This is a genomic window from Micromonospora sp. WMMD710 (genome assembly GCF_029626045.1).
Taxonomy (GTDB): domain Bacteria; phylum Actinomycetota; class Actinomycetes; order Mycobacteriales; family Micromonosporaceae; genus Micromonospora.
This window is the reverse complement of the sequence record NZ_JARUBD010000001.1, coordinates 5934513-5952015: the sequence shown is the minus strand read 5'-3', so window position 1 is coordinate 5952015 and position 17503 is coordinate 5934513. Positions and strand designations below refer to the sequence as shown.

The following is a 17503-nucleotide window of genomic DNA, read 5'->3' as shown; positions in this document are numbered from 1 at the left end:
CAACCCCCAGACAGCTCACCCGAAACACCCCGCCCCCGCCCCCCGCCCCCGCCCCCCGCCCCCGCCCCCGCCCGGGTCGATCATGGAGTTGTGGTGGGAGACATTCCGCTCTTCCGTGGCCAAGGCGCCCACCACAACTCCATGATCGACGTGGGTCAGGGCTCGGCGGGGGTCATCGCAGGCGCGGGGGCCACTACATCCAGGATCGAGCACGATCTTGGCGGGGCGGGGCGGGGCGGGGCGGGGCGGGGCGCGGACGCTGGGGCGAGCAGGGGGGAGTGATAACGCCAACCGCATCAACTCCAAACGCCCACGACCGGATCGCGTTGAGCATCTACCTGTGCACGGTGCTGCACGACGCGGCCGCCGACCTGTACCGGCTCAACCCGCACGACGGCCCGGACCCCGCCGCCCTGTACGCCCGCTTCCTCGGCTGGGCGGCGCCGCGCGGCGACCCCGCCTCAGGGGTGGGTCATCCGGAGTAGGTCCAGGGTCTCGTCGAGCTGGGTCTCGGTGAGCTTGCCGGAGTCGACGTGACCTCGGGAGATCACCACCTCGCGGATGGAGGCTTGCTTGGCCAGCGCCTCCTTGGCGATCGAGGCGGCCTCGTCGTACCCGAGGTAGCGGTTGAGCGGGGTGACGATCGACGGCGACCCTTCGGCGTACGCCAGGCAGACCTCGGCGTCCGCGACCAGGCCGACCACCAGGCGGTCGGCGAACAGCCGGCTCACCGCGGACAGCAGCCGGATCGACTCCAGCAGGTTGCGGCCCATCACCGGGAGCATCACGTTCAGCTCGAAGTCGCCCTGCGAGCCGGCGAACCCGACCGTCGCGTCGTTGCCGATCACCTGTGCGCAGACCTGCCGCATCGCCTCGGCGACCACCGGGTTGACCTTGCCCGGCATGATCGACGATCCGGGCTGGAGGTCGGGGATGCGCAGCTCACGCAGACCCGCGCGGGGGCCGGAGCCCATCCAGCGGATGTCGTTCGCGACCTTGTAGAGGCCCACGGCGATGGTCCGGAGCTGCCCGGACGTCTCCACCAGCGCGTCCCGGGCGCCCTGCGCCTCGAAGTGGTTGCGCGCCTCGGACAGCGGCAGCCCGGTCGACTCGCGCAGCTTGCCGATGACGGCGGCGGCGAACCCGAGCGGTGTGTTGATCCCGGTGCCCACGGCCGTGCCGCCCAGCGGCAGTTCCGCCAGCCGGGGCAGCGAGCCCTCCAGCCGCTCCACGCCGTAGCGGACCTGGGCCGCGTACCCGCCGAACTCCTGACCCAGCGTGACCGGGGTGGCGTCCATGAGGTGGGTACGCCCGGCCTTCACCACCGTCTCGAACTCCGCCGCCTTGGCCTCCAACGCCGCGGCCAGGTGGTTCAGCGACGGCAGCAGGTCTTCCACGATGAACTGGGTGGCGGCCAGGTGGATCGACGACGGAAACACGTCGTTGCTCGACTGCGACGCGTTGACGTGGTCGTTCGGGTGCACCGGCGCGCCCAGCTCACGGCTCGCCAGGGTGGCGATCACCTCGTTGGTGTTCATGTTCGACGAGGTGCCGGAGCCGGTCTGGAACACGTCCACCGGGAACTGGTCGTCGTACCCGCCGTCGGCCACGTGCGCGGCGGCGGCGGCGATGGCGGCGGCCACGTTCGCGCCGATCACGCCCAACTCGCCGTTGACCTCGGCCGCCGCGCCCTTGATCTGCGCGAGCGCCTTGATCTGGGCCGGTTCGATGCCCCGGCCGGAAATCGGGAAGTTCTGCACCGCACGCTGGGTCTGTGCCCGCCACAGCGCCTCGGCGGGCACCTCCACCTCACCCATCGAGTCGCGTTCGATGCGGTAACCGGTCGCCTCTGGAGTCGTCACGCGTACCATCCTGCCGCGCCCGTGGCCGACTCGCAGATGATCCGTCAGCCCAACTCGGCCAGCAGGCGTTCCGCCTCGTGCTGGTCCGGCGCCTCGATCTGCCGGAACAGGAACAGCGCACGGCTCAGATGGGCCCGCGCCGCCGCCGGGTCGGTCGGGCGCAGGCAGCGGGCGACGCCCACCAGCGCGCGGCCCTGCTCCTGGCGGGCACCCAGATTGACGGCGTCGGCCAATACCCGACGATGAAGGTCCAACGCGCTGGTCACGTCCCCCTGGTCAAGGATCGCCCGGGCCAGCAGATTGCGCGAGGTGCACTGGGCGATGCGGTCGCCGACCTCGGTCATCGCGACGAGCGCCGCACGGTGCAGGTCGGCGGCCCGCTCCTGGTGCCCGGCCTCCCGTTCCATCGTTCCGATCTCGTTCAGGATCTCACCCTCACCGAAACGGGCGCCCACCTGTCGCTTGACGCGCAGCGCCACCCGCAGCAACCGGCCGGCCGGCACGAGGTCACCCATCCGATGTCGGATCATCCCGAGGTGCCCTAGGGCATTGCCGATCCGGCGCGGTTCACCGAGTTCGCGAGCGATCCCCAGGTGTCGTCGGGCGGTACGCAGCGCCTCGTCGTGCCGTCCCCACAGCAGCAGGGTCATTGACAGGTTGTTGAGTTCGTTCGCCAGCGCCTCCTTGTCGCGCATCCGCGTCGCCAACGCACGGGCGGCGTCGTAGCACTCCCGGGCCTGGTGAAACTGGAAGTTGGCGGCGTACGAGGTGCCCAGGTTGCCGAGCGTGTTGCGGAACTCGCGGCGCAGACCGAGCCGACGGAAGATCTCGAGCGACCTCTCCATCACCCGGATCGACTCGGGAAAGTCGCCCAGCCGGTAATGAGCCGAGGCGAGATAGTTGAGCATCGTCGCCACCGCCCGGTCGTCGCCCAACTCCTCGGCCGCGCGCAGGCCGACGGTGTGTGTCTCGATCAACTCGTCCAGGCGACCGCTCTCGAACTGGGCGTACCAGCAGGCTCTCGCCAACTGCCAGCAGTAGTGGAGGAAACCCTCGGTCTCCGCCAACCGGACCAGCGCGGTCCACGCGGCCAGGTTCTCGTCGAGCCAGGCTCGTCCCTGCTCGGCGACGAGCGCGACCAGGTCAGGGCGGAGCGGCTCGGCCACCACGATCAACGAGTGGAGCGAGGACAACTCCCTCCGGCGGGCGATCGCCGTGGCGACGTGCAGGTGATGGTCGAGCAGACGCTCGATGGCATCCCGGCGCTCGGCTGCCCGCTCCGGCTCGGCGACGAGCGTCCGCGCATACTCCCGGACCAGATCGTGCAGCCGGTAGCGGCCCGGCTCCGCCTCCTCGACCAGGTGCGCGTCGACCAACTCGTCCAGCAGGTCCTGCGCCCCGGAACCCGTCAGCTCTGTGAGGGCGGCGGCGACCGCGTTGTCGAACCGCACCCCCGGGTGTAGGCCCAGCAGCCGGAACGCGCGCTGCGCGGCCGGCGACACCTGCGCGTACGACAGGGCGAAGGCGCGGCCGACGGACCGCTCACCCGCTTCGAACTCGGCCAACGGATCGCGGCGGGAGATCAGCCGCTCGGCCAGGTCGGCGATGCGCCAACGTGGCCGGTGCGCCAGCCGGGCACCGGCCAGCCGGATGGCGAGAGGCAGGTGCCCGCAGCGGCGGACCACCTCGGCGGCCGCCTCCGGCTCGGCCGCCACCCGATCCACGCCGGCCACCCGCCCGAGCAGCTCGACCGCCTCGTCGGTGTCGAGCACGGGCAGCGACGACGGGCGCCCCTCGTCCACCCCGACCAGCCGACGGCGGCTGGTGACCAGGATCAGGCATTGGGAGCCGTTGGGCAGCAGCGGTGTCACCTGGTCGGCGGTGGCCGCGTTGTCCAGCACCACCAGGGCCCGCCGGCCGGCCAGCTCGGTCCGCCAGAGCGCCAGCCGGTCGTCCGGGTTCGCCGGCACCCGCTCGTCGGGCACGCCGAGTTGCCGCAGCAGCGTGGCCACCGCCGCCGCCGGCGTCAACGGGGTGCGCTCACTGTGCCCGTGCAGGTCGATGTAGAGCTGGGCGTCGGGGTAATGGTTGGCGAGGGCGGTGGCGACGTGCACCGCGAGGGTGGTCTTGCCGCTGCCGGCCATGCCGTCGATGAGCTGGATCCGCGCGCCGTTCCGTACCTCCTTGACCAGACGGGCCATCGTCTCCTGTCGACCGGTGAAGTCGCCGATCGCCCGGGGCAACGATCGGACCGGCGCGACCGCCTGGGACTCCCGGCCGGCCAGGGCCAGGTCGCCGGCGAGTACGCGCTGATGCAGTTCCTGCAACTCGACGCCCGGTTCGATGCCCAGCTCATCGGCGTAGAACCGCCGCCCCTCCCGGTAGACGGAGAGCGCGTCGGCCTGCCGGCCGACCGAGGAGAGGGCGAGCATCAGCTGGCCGCGCAGCCGCTCCCGCAGCGGGTGCTGGTCGACGCCGTCGGTGAGTTCCTCGATCAGTTCGGCGGCCCGCCCGAGGCGCAGCTCGACGTCGACGCACTCCTCCAAGGCGGTGAGGCGCTGCTCGTCGAGCATCTGGGCGCGACGGCGGACACTGCGGCTGGGGATGCCGCCGAGCGCCGGCCCGCGCCACAGCGCCAGGGCCGCGCGGAACCGTTCACCCGCTTCGGCCAGCCCGCCGGCCGCGACGGCGGTACGGGCCGCCTCCAGCGTGCGGGCGAAGACCTCGGCGTCCAGGTCGCTCGGGGCGGTACGGACGCCGTACCCGACCGGGTCGGTGATGATGGTTTCCGGTGCCAGTCCCAGTTCGGTGAACCGTCGGCGCAACCGCGACACGCAGGTCTGCAACTGCGCCCGCGCGGTGGCCGGCGGGTGTTCCTCCCACACCGCGTCGACCAGCTCCTCGACCGGCACCAGCCGACCGGCCCGCAGCAGCAGCATGGCGAGCACGGTCCGGTCGCGACCCGCGGTGACAGTGGACTCGCCACCGCCGACCCGCAGAGGCCCCAGGATCCCGAACCGCATCTACTCCCCCGCTTCAGTGGTGCAACTTCCAGCAGAGTAGTCCGGCGATCACAGATCGACGCAGTCAGGCGATAGTGATCTGAGAGCGGATCGACAGCGGTGCGCAGCACACTCGCTCCGGGTTGTCGGTGACGGCATCCGACGGGGGCGGTGCGCCCGCTCCACCCCAGCGGGGCGGGCGCACCGATGTCGGTGGAGCACAGGCGACAGAAGGGGCGTCGGGCGGATTCGCCCGACGCCCCTTCGCGTACGTCCTGAGTCAGCGGCGGCCGACGGTGAGCACCGGCTTGGTGACCTCGGCGAAGAAGTCGTTGCCCTTGTCGTCGACCACGATGAAGGCGGGGAAGTCCTCCACCTCGATCTTCCAGACCGCCTCCATGCCCAGCTCCGGGTATTCGAGCACCTCGACGTGCTTGATGCAGTCCTGGGCGAGGCGGGCGGCGGGGCCGCCGATCGAGCCGAGGTAGAAACCGCCGTGCTGCTGGCAGGAGCGGGTCACCTGACCGGACCGGTTGCCCTTGGCCAGCATCACCTGTGAGCCGCCGGCGGCCTGGAACTTCTCCACGTAGGCGTCCATCCGGCCGGCGGTGGTCGGGCCGAAGGAGCCGGAAGCGTACCCCTCGGGGGTCTTCGCCGGGCCGGCGTAGTAGACGGCGTGATCGCGCAGGTACTGCGGCATGGGCTCGCCGGCGTCGAGCCGTTCGGCGATCTTGGCGTGCGCGATGTCCCGGGCGACGACCAGTGGGCCGGACAGGGACAGCCGGGTCTTCACCGGGTACTTGGACAGTTCGGCGCGGATCTCGTCCATCGGCCGGTTGAGGTCGACCCGGACGACCAGCTCGGCGTCGAGGGAGTCGTCGGTGACGTCGGGCAGGAACCGCGCCGGGTCGGTTTCCAGGCGCTCCAGCCACACGCCCGAGGGGGTGATCTTGGCGACGGCCTGACGGTCGGCGGAGCAGGAGACGGCGATCGCCACCGGGCAGGATGCGCCGTGCCGGGGCAGCCGGACGACCCGCACGTCGTGGCAGAAGTACCGGCCACCGAACTGCGCGCCGATGCCGAAGTTGCGGGTCAACTCCAGCACCTCCGCCTCCAGCTCCAGGTCACGGAAGCCGTGCGCGCTCATCGAGCCGGCGGTGGGCAGGGCGTCGAGATACTTGGCGCTGGCGTACTTCGCGGTCTTCAGCGCGTACTCGGCGGAGGTGCCGCCGATGACGATGGCCAGGTGGTACGGCGGGCAGGCGGCGGTGCCGATCAGCCGCAGCTTCTCCTCCAGGAACTGCATCATCCGCGTCGGGTTGAGCAGAGCCTTGGTCTCCTGGTAGAGGTACGACTTGTTGGCCGAGCCACCACCCTTGGCCATGAACAGGAACTTGTACGCGTCGGGGTGCCCGTCCGGGTCCTCGGCGTACAGGTCGACCTGGGCGGGCAGGTTGCTGCCGGTGTTCCGCTCGTCCCACATGGTCAGCGGCGCGAGCTGCGAGTAGCGCAGGTTCAGCCGGGTGTACGCCTGGTAGACGCCCCGCGAGATGGCCTCGGCGTCGGCCCCGTCGGTCAGCACGTGCCGGCCGCGCTTGCCCATGACGATCGCCGTGCCGGTGTCCTGGCACATCGGGAGCACCCCGCCGGCGGCGATGTTGGCGTTGCGCAGCAGGTCCAGTGCGACGAACCGGTCGTTCGGCGAGGCGGCCGGGTCGTCGATGATCGACCGGAGCTGGGCCAGGTGCGCCGGGCGCAGGAAGTGCGCGATGTCGTGCATCGCCTCGGCGGTCAGCGCGGTGAGCGCGGCCGGCTCCACGGTGAGGAACCGGCGGCCTCCCGGGCCGTGTACGACGTCCACGCCCTCGTCGGTGACCAGGCGATAGTCGGTCTGGTCGGGGCCGGTCGGCAGGAGGGGGGCGTACGAGAATGCGGCGGCACTGCTCATGAGCGGCAAGCCTAGGGCAGACCGGTCGATCATTCCCACCCGCCGGGCTGGGTCTGGGACGCCGCTCTCATCAGCCGTCCTTGCCGCCGCCCGTCTCGGGGCAGAGTTCCCGTTTGGGCCCGCAGGTGTCGCCGTCCGGTCCGGCGGGGCCGGTGCCGCCCGGGCCGGGGACGCCGCCGTTGCCGGGCGGTCGGCCGGGGGTGCCGGCGGTCGCGCCGAAGCGGATGTAGCCGATCTCCCGCCCCTCGCCGATGATCATGCCCTGTGGCCCGACCGCGAGGGCGTTCGCGGAGGTCCGCACGACGGACAGCTCCCGACCGGTGCGCGGGTCCAGCGCAGTCAACCGGGACGGCTTCTCGTCGGCGATCACCGCCGCGTACGGGGTGAGCGCCGCGCCGGCCTTGCCGCTGGCCGGGCGGGTCCACGCCGTTCGGTCGGCGCCCAGCTCGCGGGACACCACCGAACGCTTGTCGGCGGCCCGGAACACGGCGTAACGGTCGTCGACGGCGATCAGCTTCGTGCTGGGCTCGCCGACCCAGAGCAGCCGTCCGTCGTACCCGTCGATCACCGCCTCGCGGCCGTCCGCGCCGACGCCGATCAGGACGTTCCGCGCGCCCTGCGGGTCCTCGCGCTGCGCGCAGCCGGCGTTGTCGGCGGTACGCAGGTTGACTCCGGCCCGCTGCCAGGCCTCCTGCCCGGTCGCCGGGTCGCGGGCGGAGATGGCGAAGTAGCAGCTGCCGTCCTGGGAGCGGGCGGCGATCCGCAGCATCCGGCCGCCCACCACCGAGAGCCGCTCGTCCTGCCCGGGCTCGACGTTCTGCACGACCCGGCCGGTCGCGGTGTCGACCACGTGCACCCGCCCGTCGACCGGGAAGCCGAGCAGCGGCGGCACCGGTTCCGGACCGGCCACCCCGTCGTCGATCCGGGTGGCGGTGAGCCGGCGGGTGCCGCGCAGGCCCGGGTTGTCGGCGAGCAGGCCACTGTGCACCCCGGGCAGGAACGCCGTCCACAGTGGGGTGGTGCCGCGTGGGTCCCAGGCGCTCAGGGTGCAGTCGGTGGCGTCCGTGCAACGGGCGTCCAGCAGCAGGTTGCGGTACGTCCACACGGCCACCGCGTCGTCGTCGCGCCGCCGGGTCGCACCGGTGGTCGGGTCGAGCAGCTCGTACCCCTTGACCAGCAGCTTGCCCACGGCGACGACCGGGTCGCGGTCACCGCCGGCGACCGCCGACCAGTCCGCCTTGCGCTCCCACAGCTGGGTGCCGGTGGCCAGGCTGCGGGCCTCGACCCGGGTGCGCTGCTCCACCACCACCGTGTCACCGGCGATGGTCACGCTGCGCGGGGTGCCGCCGATCCGCTGCTGCCAGACCACGTCCGGCTCGGAGATGGGTTCGCTGCGGTCGACCCAGTCCCACAGACCGGGGAAGGGATTCCAGACGCCGGTGGCGGCGAGGGCCACGACCACGGCGAGGCCGGCCAGCAGGCCGACGCGCACGCTCCCCTTCGCCACCCGCACACCGTAGCCACGATCACGGATCTTTCGTACGCCCGCGCCGCCGTGTCGCCGCGCTTTCTGGGCCCGGAGGTGTTACGAGGACGCTCGCACGGCACTACGCACCAGGGGAAGCGTGCGGTAGGGGATCTGCTCGGCCAACGCGATGATCGTCGACGCCCGGGTGATGCCGGCGGAGGAGACGATCTGGTCGATGACCCGCTGCAGGTCGGTGTTGGAGCGGGCCACGATCCGGCAGAGCAGGTCACTGGAGCCGGTGATGGTGTGCGCCTCCAGCACCTCGGGGATCGCCGCGAGGTGGGCGGTGACCGGGTCGTGGCCGTGCCGTTGGCTGATCTCCAGGGTGACGAAGCTGGTCACCCCGAAGCCGATCGCGGCCGGCGAGATCTCCGGGCCGAAGCCACCGATGACCCCCCGGTCGACCAGCTTGTCGAGGCGGGCCTGCACGGTGCCCCGGGCCACGCCGAGCCGCCGGGAGCACTCCAGCACGCCGATCCGTGGCTCCTCGGCGAGTAGTTCGATCAAGCGAACGTCGAGCGCGTCGAGCTGTACAGCCTGCTCACCCTTCATGGGTTCAGACCATACTGAATGCGCAACCTGACCAGCATTTACACCGACGGTTGCCCACTCGATGCCGGCACGACGATCCTTCGGTCAAGAACCGGCCCACGAGGCCGGCCGGTACGCGAGGGAGGCCACCATGACCCAGGCGATCGACCGACCCCAGTCGACCGAGGACGTCGACGTCGACCAGCTCGTCGGCGCTGTCAACCACGACATCAGCCACGACCCGTTCCCGGTCAAGGGCCTCGACCACGTGCACTTCCTGGTCGGCAACGCCAAGCAGGCCGCGCACTACTACTCCACCGCGTTCGGCATGACCTGCGTGGCGTACCGCGGCCCCGAGCAGGGCTACCGCGACCACGCCCAGTACGTGCTGACCAGCGGCTCGGCCCGGTTCGTCCTGACCGGTGCGGTACGCCCCGACGCCCACGGCAGCGAGCACGTGGCGAAGCACAGCGACGGGGTCAGCGACATCGCGCTGGAGGTGCCGGACGTCGACGCCGCGTACGCGCACGCCATCGCGCAGGGCGCCGCCAGCGTCGTCGAGCCGCACGAGGTGAGCGACGAGCACGGCACCGTCCGGATGGCCGCCATCGCCGCGTACGGCGACACCCGGCACACGCTGGTCGACCGGTCCCGCTACACCGGCCCGTTCCTGCCCGGCTTCGTGGCCCGCGGCCCGATCGTGGACCGCCAGCCGATGATCGACGCCGGCATCCAGCCGAAGCGCTTCTTCCAGGCCGTCGACCACGTGGTCGGCAACGTGGAGTTGGGTCGGATGGACGAGTGGGTCGAGTTCTACAAGCGGGTGATGGGCTTCTCCAACATGGCGGAGTTCATCGGCGACGACATCGCCACCGATTACTCGGCCCTGATGAGCAAGGTCGTGGCGAACGGCACCCGCAAGGTGAAGTTCCCGCTCAACGAGCCGGCGATCGCCCGCAAGAAGTCGCAGATCGACGAGTACCTGGAGTTCTACCAGGGCCCGGGCGCCCAGCACATCGCGGTCGCCACCAACGACATCCTGGCCAGCGTCGACGCGATGCGGGCCGCCGGGGTCGAGTTCCTGGACACCCCGGACTCGTACTACGACGACCCGGAGCTGCGCGAGCGGATCGGCAACGTGCGGGTGCCGATCGAGGAGCTGAAGGCCCGCAAGATCCTGGTCGACCGCGACGAGGACGGCTACCTGCTGCAGATCTTCACCAAGCCGGTGCAGGACCGCCCGACCGTCTTCTTCGAGCTGATCGAGCGGCATGGCTCGCTCGGCTTCGGCAAGGGCAACTTCAAGGCGCTCTTCCAGGCCATCGAGCGGGAGCAGGAAGCGCGCGGCAACCTGTAACACTTGCGAGCGTGACGCAGCCTCCGTCGTACCCGATGCCGCCGGCCGGTGGGCTCCCGCCCGCCGCCGGCGGCTTCGCGCCGCCCGGACCACACCCCCAGGGGTACGCCGTGCCGCCGCAGTACGCCCCACCCGGATACCCGCCGCCGCCCTGGCCGGTGACCCCGCCGCCGGCGCTGAGCCCGGGCGGGCAGCCGCTGGCCAGCTTCGGCGACCGGCTGCTGGCCTGGCTCATCGACACGGCACTGGCGAGCATCGTCTCGCTGGTGCTGTTCATGCCGGTCTTCCTGGTCCTCTGGTGGCGGATGTTCAGCGAGATGACCCGGACCAACCCGGACGGCACCCTCGTGGAGCCCGACCCGGCCACCTTCTTCACCCAGTTCTTCCTGCCGATGCTGCTGTTCCAACTCGGGCTGCTCGTGGTGCTGCTCGGGCTCTACTGGCTCTACCACGTGGAGTACCTCAAGCGCGGCGGCCAGACGCTCGGCAAGAAGCTCATGAAGCTGCGAGTGGTGCCGCTCGACCCGACCGGCACGCTCGACCGGCGGATGGCCGGCCGGCGGTGGCTGGTGCAGTACCTGGCGTGCTCACTGGTGCCGGGCCTGAGCTACGCCGACGGGCTGTGGCAGCTGTGGGACAAGCCCTGGCAGCAGTGCCTCCACGACAAGTTCGCCGGGACGGTCGTCGTTAAGGTGTCTGCGTGAGCGTTGAAGCCGGCTGGTACGTCGACCCCGCCGATCCTGAGACCCGGCGGTACTGGGACGGCGAGGGCTGGCTCGGTGCGCCCATCCCCGTCGACGCCACCCCACCGGACGGGCCACCACCGGCCGAGCCGCCGCCCGTCCCGGTCACCCCGGCGGTCCCCGCCGCGACGACCGCCGCACCGGGCTGGGCACCCCACCCCGGATCCGGCCCTCCCCCGGGGTACCGCCCACAGCCGGGGCACGGCCCGCAGCCGGGCCAGGGCGGCCCGGGTTGGACACCGCAGGCCGGCCCACCGGGTTGGCCGCCGCAGGGCGCTCCCCCCGGGTGGGCACCGCAGGGCGTACCGCCGGGCTGGCCCGGACGGCCGTCCGAGCCACGCCCGCACGGCCTGAGGCTGGCCGGGTACGGCCGCCGCTTCGTCGCCCGGCTGATCGACTTCACCGTCGTTTTCGCACTGAACGCCCTGGTCAACGGCTGGTTCGTCTGGCGGCTGATCGAGGACATGCTGCCGTACTGGCGGGAGGTGTTCCGGCGGGCGTTCGCGGGCGACACCTCCACCGAGAACCTGCCGCAGATCGGCGAGCAGGCCGGACTGCTCCAGGTGGTCATCCTCCTGATCGCCACGGCGCTCTGGGCGGCGTACGAGGTGCCCGGGTTGGCGGCCCGCGGGCAAACCTTCGGCAAGCGGGTGATGCGGATCCGCGCCGTGCCGCTCGCCGCCGACCAGCCGCTGGGCTTCGCCCGGGCGTTCGGGCGGTGGACCACGATGGGTCTGCCCACCCTGCTCTGGTACTGCGCCGGCCTCGGCCTGGTGCTGCAACTGGTCGACGCCCTCTCCCCACTCTTCGACCACCCGCTGCGTCAGGCGCTGCACGACAAGCGCGTACAGACGGTCGTCGTCGAAGTTCCTGTCAGCACCGATCCCACCCCCACGAACGACCGCGACCAACCTTCGGGAGACACCCCATGACCGACTCCGGACGTCACCAGCCGGCCCTGCGGCTGACCCGCGCCGACCTGGACGCGCTGCCCAGCTACGTGCCGGGGCGTAGCCCCGCCGACCTGGCCCGGGAGCTGGGCCTGGCCGAGGCGATCAAGCTGGCCAGCAACGAGGTCCCGTACGGCCCGCTGCCCGGCGTGGTCGAGGCGGTCGCCGAGGCGGTCACCGCCTCGCACCGGTACCCGGACATGGGCGTGGTCGCGCTGCGCGACGCGCTGGCCGAGCGCTACGGGGTGGGCGCCGAGCGGATCGCCACCGGCTGCGGGTCGGTGGCGCTCGCCGAGCACCTGGTCCGGGCCACCTGCCTGCCCGGCGACGAGCTGCTCCACTCGTGGCGGTCCTTCGAGGCGTACCCGATCATCGCGGCGACCAGCGGTGCGACGAGCGTGCGGGTGCCCAACGACGCCGGGCACGGTCACGACCTGGCGGCGTTGGCCGCCGCGGTGACCGACCGGACCCGGATGATCCTGGTCTGCAACCCGAACAACCCCACCGGCACCGCGGTACGCCGTGCCGAGCTGGACCGCTTCCTCGACGCGGTTCCGGACGACGTGCTGGTGGTCATCGACGAGGCGTACCGGGAGTTCGTCACCGATCCGGAGGTGCCGGACGGGCTCGACTACCTGGACCGGCCGAACGTGGCGGTGCTGCGCACCCTGTCCAAGGCGTGGGGTCTGGCCGGGCTGCGGATCGGCTGGCTCGTCGCGCAGCCGGTGGTGGCGGCGGCGATCCGCAAGGTGGTGACGCCGTTCTCCACGAGCTCGGCGGCTCAGGCCGGCGCGCTCGCGGCGTTGGCCCAGGCCGCCGAGATGGAGCGTCGCTGCGCGCTGGTCGTGGCCGAACGGGACCGGGTCACCGAGGCGCTGCGCAAGTTCGTGCCCGACGTGCCGACCAGCCAGGCCAACTTCGTCTGGATGCCGCTGGGCGACCGGGCGGTGGCGTTCGGCAAGGCGTGCGAGGCGCGCGGGGTGATCGTGCGGCCGTTCGCCGGGGACGGCGTCCGGGTCACCATCGGCACACCGGCCGAGAACGACGCGTTCCTGGCCGCTGCGGAGGCGGCGCTGATCTGAGCGACCACAGTATGACCAAACGGTGACATAAGTCTGGTTTGTCTTGTTTTGAGCTTTATTTGCCCTATCTTCCGAAGTAGCCGGTGCAGCGCGGACCCGCGCCGGCTCACTTCGAGAAAACGGGGTAACGAACAGTGCGTACTGCCAAGATCTGCCTCGCCGGAGCGGCGGCCGCCGCGATGGTGGGCTTCCTCGCCGCGCCAGCCGCCGCCGCGCCCACCGACGACACGGCCACCACGTTCGAGGTGCTCGCCGGCACCCTCGACATCGTCGCGCCGGCCACCGCTGACCTCGGCACCGGCGCGCCCGGTGGCACCATCACCGGGCAACTCGGCACGGTGACCGTCACCGACTCCCGAGGCTCCGCCGACGCCTCCTGGGTCGCCTCGGTGACAGCGACGGTGTTCCAGACCGGCGGTGGCTCCCCGCCCGAGACGGTGCTGCCCACCGAGATCGACTACTGGTCCGGTCCGGCAACCGCGACGACGGGCGACGGCACTTTCACCCCGGGTCAGGCCACCGCCGGCGACGCGGACCCGCTGGACAGTGTCACGCCGCTCACCGCGTTCACTCACGCTGGCGGCACCGGCGGCAACACCGCCGCCTGGAACCCCACCCTGGTGGTCAACGTCCCGCTGGACAGCATCGCGGGCGTCTACACCGGCACGGTGACACATTCGGTGGCGTGACCGCCGGGGGCGGTCGACCATCGCGGTCGCGCTCGCCCTGTTCTGCCTCGCCGGTCCGGGTCTGTCGACCCGGGCCGGCGCGGCCGAGCCGGACGCCGACGACCGCCTCGGGATCCGGCTCCTGGAGGCGCCGAGCAATCGCCGCGACGACCCCCGGGCGTTGCGCTACATCGTCGACCACCTGCCGCCGGGCACCACCATCAATAGACAGGTGCTGATCGTCAACCGGACCGACGAGCGGCAGAAGATCGACGTCTATCCGGCGGCGGCGAGCCTGGAGAAGGAGAAGTTCGCCTTCGGCGAGGGACACGCGAGCAACGAGCTGACCTCGTGGATCACGCTCGACCACGAGGTGGTCGAGCTCGAACCGTCGGAGGAGGCTCGGATCAGGGCGACCATCACGGTGCCGGAGAAGGCCTCCGCCGGTGAACGGTACGGGGTGATCTGGGCTTCGGCGGTCTCCGCACCGCGGCCCAGCGGCAGCGTCACCCAGATCCACCGGGTCGGCATCCGGATCTATCTGGACATCGGCCCCGGTGGTGAACCCGCCTCCGACTTCACCATCGGCGAGATGCTGCCGGCACGGAGCCCGCAGGGCGAGCCATCGGTCGCCATCGAGGTCTCCAACACCGGGGGGCGGGCCCTGGACCTCACCGGCAAGGTGAGCCTCTCCGAGGGACCGGCTGGCAGCCGGGCCGGCCCGTTCGACGTCGTGCAGGGCACCACCTTGGCACCGGGCGCGTCCGGCCAGGTCACCGTCCGGTTTCCGAACGAGCTGGCGAACGGGCCGTGGACGATCCAGGTCAACCTGGAGAGCGGCCTGGTGAAGAAGGACGCGACCCGGCAGATCGAGTTCCCCGCCCCGGGCAAGGTCGGCAAGCCCGGGACGCTCCTGTCCCGGATGGCTGCCGGCTGGAACCTGGCGATGACCGCCGCGGGTCTGCTGGTCGTCGCCGGCCTGATCTGGCTGGCCCGCCGGCACCGCAAACGGCTCTCGGCTGCGCGGTGAGCCGTCGGTCGCCGGCCGCTTCACGCCGCCCGCCGGCGACGGGCCACGCCGCCCGCCGGCCGGTTCACGCCGCTCGTCGGCGACGGGCCACCGCCCAGCCGAGGAACACCAGGGCCAGCCCCAGCAACGCCAGCGCACCGGCCGCCGACGATCCCGACCCGGTCACCGGCAGCTCACCGCCGGAACTGGTGGGTGCGGGCTGCGTCGGCGTGGGCGGGGGCTGCGTCGGGGCGGGCGGGGGCTGCGTCGGGTCCTGTGTGGGCCGGGCCGGTACGACCTCGAAGGTGACGCCGGTGTCCGCCGACGGCTCGGCCCGGACGGCGGTGACCACACTCGCCACGGCGTGCGGGGCGAACGCCGGCGTCACCGCCGGCGTGAGGCTCGCGGCCGCGACGAGGACACCGCCGGCGAGCCACCTGGCTGCCATCCGACCCATGTGCCGACCCCTTCCATCGCCAACCTGAACCGTGAGAAACGTACCTTTCCGGTCAGAAGCGGTGAAAGTTTGTCGGCTCAGTGCCCCGATCAGGTGGCGGCCAGGATGAGCGCCTCGGCGGTCAGGTAGTACCGCTGGTCGTCTCCGTCCGGGTCGACCGGCTCGCGGAGTCGTTCCACCGCGACATAGCCGTCCGTGGCGGCCACCGCACCCGGCGCCCAGCCCGTACCGTCCGAGCCGACGTTGAGCGTGAAGCGGGACAGCTGCGCGCCGGTCACCGGGTCGAGCGTCACCAGCTCGTTCGCCTCGGTCAGCAGATGTACCCGGCCAGCCTGCACGGCGAGCACCCGCGCCGGGCCCAGGCCGCCGAAACGCCACAGCTCGGCACCCGTACGCGCCGACCGGCCCACCGCCACCCCGTCGCGCACCGCGACGGCCTGCTCGCCGGCCAGGGTCGCACCGGTCGGATCGAGCGCCGACGCGGGGATCGGCTCGCCGGTGCCCAGCAGCCAACCCCGGCCATCCGCGTCGCCCGGCCCGGAGGTCCGCAGCCCCGGGCAGTCCGACCGGCCGGCGCGGCAGCCGAGCGGGGTCACCACCAGCTGATCGGGGCCGCCCGGCGGTCGCCAGCGCTCGCGCACCGCACCCGTGGCCGCGTCCCGGAACTCGACCGTGGCGGGCCCGGCGCAGGTGTCCAGGCCGATCAACTGCCCCGACACGGTGGTGCCGACGTCGCTGCGGCACGGGCCGGGCAGGTCGACCCGCCACAGCTCCCGGCCGCCGGCCAGCTCCACCCCGCGCGCCTGGGACTCCCCGGTGACCACCAGCACCGCCCGGCCGTCCGCGAGGTCGGTGAGGTAGAGCCCGCGCGGATCCCAGACGGTGGCCGCACCGGTGCGTCGCGGCACCGCGCCACCCTCGGCCGGCGCCGGCCCTCCGGCCCGCCACCGCACCCGACCGGTCGACGCGTCGAGCGCGACCACCTGACCGTCGGACCAGCGGCTGACCACGGTACGACCGCTGGCCACCACCCCGATCAGCTCCGCCGGCCAGCGCCGGTACGACCAGAACGGGCTGGTCCGGTACCGCCCGGTGACGGGCCGGTCGGCGTAGACCTGACGGTGCGCCGCGTACACCCGCAGCCGGGCATCAACGATCAACGGTGCGGCGGGGAGCCGGCCGATCACACCGGCGGCCGGCTGGGCCGCGGCCGGGTACTCACCCCGGGCCACCGTGCTCACCTCGGCCGGCGCGAGCACCCGGTGGACGACGAGCGCGACGACCGCGACGGCGAGCACCGCCGCGACCGCCATCACGAGCCGTCGCCGGCCCTTCGGGAACCCCATGCCGCACCTCCGCCCGGCACCCTACCCAGCGCAAGCGGCCGCACCCCGGCTGAGGTCACGTGACCCGCGGTCCGGGGCGGCGGCGAGGGTGTCAGGCGGCGTCGACGGAACCGACGGCGGTGGCCGCCGCGACGGTCAGGTCGGCGAGATCACGCCGGAGGGCCACCTCGACCGCCCGGGCGGCGAGCCCACCGAGCAGCAACGCGACCACCCGAGGGTACGGACCGGTCGGCACCGCCTCCTGGGTGACGGTGACCGCCGTGCACCCCCGGCGGCGACGCCGGACCGGCCGCAGACTCCAGGTGATCCGGTAGTCCACGTTGGCGCCGGACGAGCAGAGCACCAGCCGATGGGGGGCGAGGGCCTCCACCACCAGGAACTCCTCGATCAGGGTGCCGCCGCCCGGCTGGGCGCGTTCCTCGCGCCACGCGGTGCCCGGCCCGAACGGACCGGGTGTGAGCAACTCGGTGGGGCCGGCGGTGGTCATCCGGGCGGCACGGCCGGGCAGGTCGGTCAGCAGACGCCAGACATCGACGGCGTGTGCCTCGATGAACCCGGTAACCGCCACCGTCGACATGCCACCCTCCCGTGTCGTCGACGGTACGCGGCGTGAGCGCCGGACGGGGCCCCCGGGACGGAATTTCCACCACCCGGAGGCCCCGCTGTCCTTTTCGGCGGCCACATCGCACCGGTTGACCGGTGCGGGTGCCGCTCAGCGTTCGAAGCGACCGGCCTGAATCGCTCCGATGAACGCTGTCCATCCCGGCGGGCTGACGGCCAGTGTGGGGCCGGCCTGATCCTTGGAGTCGCGGACCGCGACCAGACCGAGGACGTCGACCAGGTTGTCCGCCACTTCCACGCAGAGCCCTTGATCGTTGGAGCGGCTACTGGTACGCCAGACCGCGCGCGCGAGATCGTGCATCGTCTACCTCCGTGTGCGATGGGTTGCCCCACCGCTGACACCCGGGCGAGGGCCCGGCGCGTACCGCCGGTGGGGCGACGGAATCCGCGACGATCAAC

16 protein-coding genes are annotated in these 17503 nt (G+C 72.2%); 7 read left to right on the top strand and 9 right to left on the bottom strand.

Annotation, left to right across the window (positions count from 1 at the left end; translation table 11 throughout):
* Positions 1 to 278 precede the first annotated feature (278 nt).
* Positions 279 to 485, top strand: a complete 207-nt coding sequence (locus tag O7620_RS27575; protein WP_278126025.1) for a hypothetical protein — start codon at positions 279 to 281, stop codon at positions 483 to 485.
* On the opposite strand, the gene O7620_RS27570 is transcribed toward O7620_RS27575, so the two are convergent.
* The 5 genes from O7620_RS27570 to O7620_RS27550 all read right to left on the bottom strand — a co-directional run bounded on the left by O7620_RS27570 (position 462) and on the right by O7620_RS27550 (position 8892).
* Positions 462 to 1871, bottom strand: coding sequence for a class II fumarate hydratase (locus O7620_RS27570; protein WP_278126024.1), 1410 nt, complete (start codon positions 1869 to 1871; stop codon positions 462 to 464). The genes O7620_RS27575 and O7620_RS27570 overlap by 24 nt on opposite strands.
* A 35-nt stretch (positions 1872 to 1906) precedes the next feature.
* The gene (locus O7620_RS27565; protein ID WP_278126023.1) at positions 1907 to 4885 is read right to left on the bottom strand and encodes an AfsR/SARP family transcriptional regulator; all 2979 of its coding nucleotides are present in this window, start codon (positions 4883 to 4885) and stop codon (positions 1907 to 1909) included.
* 259 nt (positions 4886 to 5144) lie between these two features.
* The gene (locus O7620_RS27560) at positions 5145 to 6812 is read right to left on the bottom strand and encodes a fumarate hydratase (RefSeq protein ID WP_151489234.1); all 1668 of its coding nucleotides are present in this window, start codon (positions 6810 to 6812) and stop codon (positions 5145 to 5147) included.
* 70 nt (positions 6813 to 6882) lie between these two features.
* Entirely contained in the window at positions 6883 to 8319 is a 1437-nt protein-coding gene (locus O7620_RS27555; RefSeq protein ID WP_278126022.1) for a PQQ-binding-like beta-propeller repeat protein, read from the bottom strand.
* 78 nt (positions 8320 to 8397) lie between these two features.
* Positions 8398 to 8892 (bottom strand): Lrp/AsnC family transcriptional regulator, encoded by a 495-nt coding sequence (locus O7620_RS27550; RefSeq protein ID WP_151489232.1) that lies wholly within the window; start codon positions 8890 to 8892, stop codon positions 8398 to 8400.
* 130 nt (positions 8893 to 9022) lie between these two features.
* Here O7620_RS27550 and hppD point away from each other — a divergent pair, with 130 nt between their 5' ends.
* The 6 genes from hppD (at position 9023) to O7620_RS27520 (ending at position 14701) form a co-directional block, all read left to right on the top strand.
* Positions 9023 to 10228 carry a 4-hydroxyphenylpyruvate dioxygenase gene (gene hppD / locus O7620_RS27545; RefSeq protein ID WP_151489231.1) on the top strand — a complete coding sequence of 402 codons (1206 nt, stop codon included), beginning with the start codon at positions 9023 to 9025 and terminating at the stop codon, positions 10226 to 10228.
* An 11-nt stretch (positions 10229 to 10239) separates the two neighbouring features.
* Positions 10240 to 10932, top strand: a complete 693-nt coding sequence (locus tag O7620_RS27540; RefSeq protein ID WP_225854290.1) for an RDD family protein — start codon at positions 10240 to 10242, stop codon at positions 10930 to 10932.
* Positions 10929 to 11903 carry an RDD family protein gene (locus O7620_RS27535; RefSeq protein WP_278126019.1) on the top strand — a complete coding sequence of 325 codons (975 nt, stop codon included), beginning with the start codon at positions 10929 to 10931 and terminating at the stop codon, positions 11901 to 11903. Before O7620_RS27540 ends, O7620_RS27535 begins: the two co-directional genes overlap by 4 nt.
* Positions 11900 to 13003 carry a histidinol-phosphate transaminase gene (gene hisC, locus O7620_RS27530; RefSeq protein WP_278126018.1) on the top strand — a complete coding sequence of 368 codons (1104 nt, stop codon included), beginning with the start codon at positions 11900 to 11902 and terminating at the stop codon, positions 13001 to 13003. The genes O7620_RS27535 and hisC overlap by 4 nt, the downstream gene beginning before the upstream one ends.
* A 134-nt stretch (positions 13004 to 13137) precedes the next feature.
* The gene (locus tag O7620_RS27525; RefSeq protein ID WP_278126017.1) at positions 13138 to 13692 is read left to right on the top strand and encodes a hypothetical protein; all 555 of its coding nucleotides are present in this window, start codon (positions 13138 to 13140) and stop codon (positions 13690 to 13692) included.
* Positions 13693 to 13852: 160 nt separating this feature from the next.
* Entirely contained in the window at positions 13853 to 14701 is an 849-nt protein-coding gene (locus tag O7620_RS27520; protein WP_278126016.1) for a hypothetical protein, read from the top strand.
* A 64-nt stretch (positions 14702 to 14765) separates the two neighbouring features.
* On the opposite strand, the gene O7620_RS27515 is transcribed toward O7620_RS27520, so the two are convergent.
* From O7620_RS27515 to O7620_RS27500, 4 genes are all read right to left on the bottom strand, one after another.
* Positions 14766 to 15137, bottom strand: coding sequence for an LPXTG cell wall anchor domain-containing protein (locus tag O7620_RS27515; RefSeq protein ID WP_278126015.1), 372 nt, complete (start codon positions 15135 to 15137; stop codon positions 14766 to 14768).
* An 89-nt stretch (positions 15138 to 15226) separates the two neighbouring features.
* Positions 15227 to 16483 carry a PQQ-binding-like beta-propeller repeat protein gene (locus tag O7620_RS27510; protein WP_278126014.1) on the bottom strand — a complete coding sequence of 419 codons (1257 nt, stop codon included), beginning with the start codon at positions 16481 to 16483 and terminating at the stop codon, positions 15227 to 15229.
* 91 nt (positions 16484 to 16574) lie between these two features.
* A complete protein-coding gene (locus tag O7620_RS27505; protein ID WP_278126013.1) occupies positions 16575 to 17060 on the bottom strand; it encodes an SRPBCC family protein in 486 nt (161 codons plus the stop codon).
* A gap of 135 nt (positions 17061 to 17195) precedes the next feature.
* Positions 17196 to 17405 (bottom strand): DUF397 domain-containing protein, encoded by a 210-nt coding sequence (locus tag O7620_RS27500; protein ID WP_151489224.1) that lies wholly within the window; start codon positions 17403 to 17405, stop codon positions 17196 to 17198.
* Between the last annotated feature and the right edge of the window lie 98 nt (positions 17406 to 17503).